Origin of the sequence: Paenibacillus alginolyticus DSM 5050 = NBRC 15375, assembly GCF_000422905.1 — a bacterium.
Classification (GTDB): domain Bacteria; phylum Bacillota; class Bacilli; order Paenibacillales; family NBRC-103111; genus Paenibacillus_E; species Paenibacillus_E alginolyticus.
Genome location: NZ_AUGY01000188.1, coordinates 1 through 5,647 on the forward strand (window position 1 = coordinate 1; position 5,647 = coordinate 5,647).

The following is a 5,647-nucleotide window of genomic DNA, read 5'->3' on the forward strand; positions in this document are numbered from 1 at the left end:
TAACCCAGATCGATACAAAGCGGGCATTTTAGTTGAATGTAATCTTCATCGACTTTCAAGCTAAATATTCAAGCACTGATTTTGAGGTTGAGCCAAAAAACAATGAACTTAGTTCATTGGTTTTTTATGAAAAGAAAGGATTCACTTAGAGGACTTAACTAGCACAGCTCGTGTGCGTTTACGTTGTTCATCTGTTAGTGGCTGAACGTAAGAATGGTTGCCTCGTGGAGAAATCCCTTTAATCGCGCCGGCTTTGAAAGTTCCACCAGGGGCCGGAATGGCAATACGTAAACCATACGTCGACATCACCAGTCCTATCGGATTACTAATCGAGCGCATACCATCCGCTGTACCAGCAAAATTGAGCGCAGCAGCGAAGCGATCCGCTGAGCGAAGCCATACGGAACCGGAATCACCAGGGAGCGAAACAGCACCTGTATTCCCAAGAATAACCGATTGATTTCGGAACAATAATGTCCCTAAAGTTCCTCCATAGGAAACACGCACATCCACATTATTGGATTCTACTGTTCCTCTCACAAACCCTGTTGTACGTCCCGATTTAAACACTTGAAGACCGACAGGATAGCTTAACAAATGACCAGGTACTGTAACAAGCTGCCCAGAAGCACTAACTAAGTATCTTGGATTCAATAGGCTATTTGAAAACGGCAGTGCAATCGCTGAATCTTGGAAATTGACTTCACCCGGGCGCAGTCTAACAAATTGAAAGGCTCTTCCAATGGTATTTCCGGCAATCGCTGCATCTGCTGGACCTGGTTGCACGGTTGCTGAGAAAGCAGTTGAGTTGTTTTTAATAAGAACATGGTTGTTGCTCAGAATATACAGTTGGTTGTTTTTGATTACAATCACACCTGCTGTCCCTGTAGCAAACGGATCTGGTTTACCAATGCTCACACCGCCTGGCACGGGACGAACTCTATTGCGAAACAATGTGGGACGGAAGACTTTCGGTTTAGTAGATGAGGCATTCGTTTTAAATTTCCCAGAAGGTACAAAACGAACGGGAACTGACGTGCCTGCTTTGGCAACCATTCCTTTGAGGCTGTTCAGACTGGATGGGATGGTTTTTTGATGCGTATAAACAATAACGCCAGCTCCGAGTGCCGGTTTACTTGGATCTGCATAACCAACACCAACAGCCATGACCTCCGCTCTTTTTAATAAAACGGAGGAAATTCTATTCTTATGTTTTAGCGCTTCATTAAATGTAGCCATTTACATTCTCCTCTTCCCTAAAGATGTTTGCAGTGTATGCCAACTTGTACAAATCGGCTTGATGACATCACCTAAAGTTGATTTGGAGGATGTAAAAAAGGCTAACGACGGTTGGAGCGTCATTAGCCTTGGATAGGGATAATATGTCGGGAATAACTGTTTAAAGACTCATTAGATTTACATCTCAATTGTCACTTCATGCTTACAGTTCCTCAACGACAATGCGGCTCCCGCGCCCAGATGGCTCTGCTGGGAGGACGATTAATTTCCGAGCTAGACGAGCACGGAGCTCTGGAACGTGGGAAATGACGCCTACAGCTAGGCTGTCCATATGAAGCTTCTCAAGCGCACCGATGACCATGTCCAGCAGCTCTTGGTCGAGCGTACCGAAGCCTTCATCGAGGAAGAAGAATTCCAGCGGATATTCCCCTTTCAGCTGGATCTGTGCCGAAAGCGCGAGCGCTAAGGCTAGCGAGGTAAGGAACGTTTCACCGCCAGATAACGTGCTTACCGGACGTTTCACCCCGCCGTTGGCATCATCACGGATGACAAAGCCTCCACCAGAGTCGACCTCAATCGCATAGCGTCGACGCGTCAATTCACTTAGCCGCTCCGAAGCCGCGCGGCTAACTTGCATGAGCTGCTCTTCGGCGAGGTATTCGACGAAGGCATTGGCCTTAAGCACGGCTTGCAGCTTGCCAAGCCGTTCCAGCTGCGCCGCCTGATCGACACGACGCGCCTCAAGCTCGCACCACCGCGCATGCCGCGCAGCAAGCTCGCTCGCGCCCTGCGCCGCTTTGGCCCGCGTCTCGAGCGCGGCCTCGGCGGCCGCTTTCGCTGCGCTCAGCTGCGCCTGCGACTGCGCCCACTCGTCCGCGCTCAGTACGCGGCCCCGCAGCTTCGCTGCCAGCTGCGCCAGCTGGGCGCGCAGCGCCTGCTCGCGCTCGCGGTGCTCCGCCGCGAGCTGCGCCCACTGGCGGCGCTGCTCGGGCGCCAGCGCCGCGGCTTCTGCGGCTTCGCGCGACGCGAAGCCGCTATCTGCGAGCGCGCTGTGCAGTGCGCGCTCGGTTTGCGCCAGCTGCCGCGCGGCGGCGGCGGCGGCTTCGGCGGCGGCGCTGTAGCGCTGCGCCGCCAGGAGCTGCTCGCGCTGCGCAGCAGCGTGCGCGAGCTTGGTCATCTGCGCGAGCTGCCGCAGCTGCTCCAGCGCGGAGGTCGCCTCCGCGATGAGCTGCGGCACAGCCGCGCCGGGCGCTCGCAAAGCAAGCTGCCGCGACTTGTCGGCGGCGAGCTGCGCCAAGCCCTGCAGCCGTTCATGCAGCTGCAGGGCGGTTCGATCCTGCTCCATTGCGGCGCGCTGGAGCTCGTCGATCTTCCCGTTTAGCTCGTCAAGAAACGGGATGCTCTTCTCAATTCGGCCGCGGAGTTCCTCGGCTAATCGCTCATTGGCAAGAAGCTGTTCAAGCTGCTGATCCACGGCCTCCCATGAAAGCTCCTCATAACGCTCCTGCCAACCTTTTAACTGCTCATCTAACGTTGTTGTTATTGAAGCTAACCTGCTATCTGCTTCCGATAATAAGCTCGCAGCCGCTTGCATTTGAGCACCTGCTTGTACGAATTGTTGGGCAAGAAGTGCATGCTCTTTCTGTAAGCCTTGAAAACCGCGTTCAAGTTCATCAGACTGGAAAATACAGGAATCCAGGTTCGTTTTCATCTCATTCCATTGTTCACACAAAGCCTCAAAACTTATATCTTCATGAAGCTCACCAAGATTGGCATTAACTGCTTCTTTCCCAGCAGCTGCCTCCCCCCATACCTCAGAGGACTGTTCGCCGGTCAATTCAGCTTGTTCCTGACCGGATGCGGCTAGGACCGCCGCCAAATCAACGGCCTGCCGATGAACAGATGAGATTCTACGCAGCAACTGCTGCCCTGTGAATTGATGCTCTTTTGCAAGCTGAAGCAGCTCTTCTACTTGTCGAAGCCGTTCTTCATTTGCATCCAGATCATTGGCAGTTTCAGCTGGTACTACGCTAATCTGCTTTAAAGGATGCTCTGTCGCACCGCATACAGGACAGTGATCCCCATCCATAAGCTCACTGGCAAGAATCGCAGCCAATGCATGACGCTCTTGCCTTTTCCAGCTCAGCTTCAGTCTCTCTTTGTAAGCTTGTAAAGCAGGAACGAATTGGGTGAACGCTGCACCTTGCAAGTTAACCTGTAAACCAGTTTCCTGTAACCCCTTCAGCCATCCTGACAATTTAACTTGAAAGGCTTGCAGCTTGCCTGTTAATTGCAATTGGCTTTGTTCTACTGCTGAGTAAGCGACAACTTTTTCTTCTCTGGCCTTCTTAGCTTCAAGCTCTTGGGCTTGGAGTAGTTCAATTGCTTTCTTTTCTTGAGACGCGGATTGTAAAAGTTGTCGGGAAACCGATTTGGTTTCAACCAACTTCAACTGATCCTTAAGCTCGGTTTGTTTAAGAATGGCTTTTTGTTTTGTTTCAATGCTTTTACTCACTTCAGCCTGCAAATGCGTTAATGTCGCCTTGACTTCCGCCTCTTGAAGCTGAGCGGCTTGGATTTGGCTTTGAACTTGTTCAAGCTCCTGCTGAATGATAAGGGCTTGCTGCAGCTGGTCCAACCGCAACAAAAGCGGCCCTTCCTGTGAAGCCAGCTCTTGCTGCGCATGTTCAAATTTGTGAACAGCTTGCTGATAGGATGTTTCCGCCGTTTGTTGGGAAGCTGCCGCAATCTTAAGCTGCGTTTCCCCTGTTAACACATCTTTGGCTGCCAAAGCATGCTGTTCCAGATAGGGCCTCACTTTTTCTGCCTGCTCTGCTTTTTGCAGAAGCTGCTCCTTTTCGAGGATTAACGGCTCTTGCTCCTGCTGCTTTTGGGTATGTTGTTCCAGCGCTTTTTTCTCAATCTGCCACTGAAAAACCTGCTTATGCTCGTCATAAGACTTCTCTTGCTGTTCCAAATGAAGACGACTTCGAACCGCTTCTTGTTCTGCTTCCAGAAGTTTGGCATTGGCCTCTTCTAGCGCTCTCTCTGAAGCATCCCCAAGCCCCTGCTGCTCTGCAGCAAGCTGCTTAACTGTGCTGTCCGTTTCTTTCACTTTAGAACTAACCTTTGCGCTCAAATGATCTCCATACTGCTCAAGGTGAAATAGCCTCTGCAGCATTTGCCTACGATCCTTGCCGGTCAACGTCAGAAATTCTGCGAATTTCCCTTGCGGGAGCACAACAGCTCTCGTAAAGTCCTGCATAGACAGACCCAGAATATGCTGTACCTGCTGATTCACCTCACCCGCTTTATCCGCTAGTACAATGGTCTCAGTCCCTTTGATATGTAAAAGCCGACTAATTGTCCCGTTTATGGACAACTCTGCTCCGCGTTTGAATTGCCGCTCGACGCGATAACGCTCAGTGCCAGCCGCATTCGTCAGCTCAAACGTAAAAGAAACGAACAGCGTCTGCTCCGCATGATTCATAATCGCTTGCGTGCCTCCGCTTGCTCTTTCCACTTTGCCATATAACGATAGCGTGATCGCATCAAGAATCGATGATTTCCCACTACCTGTGGGCCCAAATATGCCAAACACGCCCGCATCCACTAATTGGCTAAAATCGACCGTCTGCATTTCCCGATAACTCTGAAGTCCGGACATTTGCAACTGAATTGGACGCATGCCAAATCCTCCTTTCATAAAAACGCTAGAATCTCTTGTTATATGTTCCATCTGTTTTTTCTTTGTTAATTAAAAAAACAACCTAGGTATTCGTAGTTATCCACAAGCACTTATTGGGCATAAAACAATGCTTTCCCTATAACGAATCCGCAGCAAAAAGTGCACCTCGAAGTAATTCCACAAATTTAACTTTTAGCTCATTCACCCCGCGCAAAATCTACTGCAGAAACTGCAGCAAATTATCACGCAGAAGCCAGTTCCGAGAAACTTAGCTGCAAAAACTACATCAAATTCTCTTAAACAGTAGCTATTTGCGTATATTTGACGTTATTAGCTGCACTTTTTGCATCAAAACGCACATTTATTGCCATATCCGGTTCGGCCCCTTAATTATGGAGTCTAGCTGCTAAATGCTCTCGCTCTCGCAGCTTCTCATTTCTCTAGCACACTAAAGCGCAATTTCTACGGCTTCTAATTTTTTAGCTTCCCAAGCTGCATGGTACTGGCTTGGACTCATTTTGTGCAGACTTCCGTGGAAACGCCGTTGGTTGTAGAATTCAATGTATGTGTGTACTCTTTGGTAAGCTTCTTCAAACGTTTCAAAGTACTCTTTTGTGTACACATCTCTTTCAATAATGCTATGAAATGACTCAATGTATGCGTTCATATTGGGGGTCTTGGGCGGTATGCGCTCGTGCTCGATCGGACGATTCTCGTCCA

At 49.8% G+C, this 5,647-nt stretch carries 3 protein-coding genes; all 3 read right to left on the minus strand.

What is annotated here, in order from left to right; translation table 11 throughout:
* Positions 1-141: 141 nt before the first annotated feature.
* Positions 142-1,239: a chymotrypsin family serine protease gene (locus G519_RS0137600; RefSeq protein WP_029198927.1), complete on the minus strand. Its 1,098-nt coding sequence runs from the start codon at positions 1,237-1,239 to the stop codon at positions 142-144.
* Positions 1,240-1,441: 202 nt separating this feature from the next.
* A complete protein-coding gene (locus G519_RS0137605) occupies positions 1,442-4,927 on the minus strand; it encodes an AAA family ATPase (protein WP_029198928.1) in 3,486 nt (1,161 codons plus the stop codon).
* 448 nt (positions 4,928-5,375) lie between these two features.
* The coding region (locus G519_RS0137610) for an integrase core domain-containing protein (protein WP_029198929.1) at positions 5,376-5,647 on the minus strand (272 nt) is incomplete at its 5' end.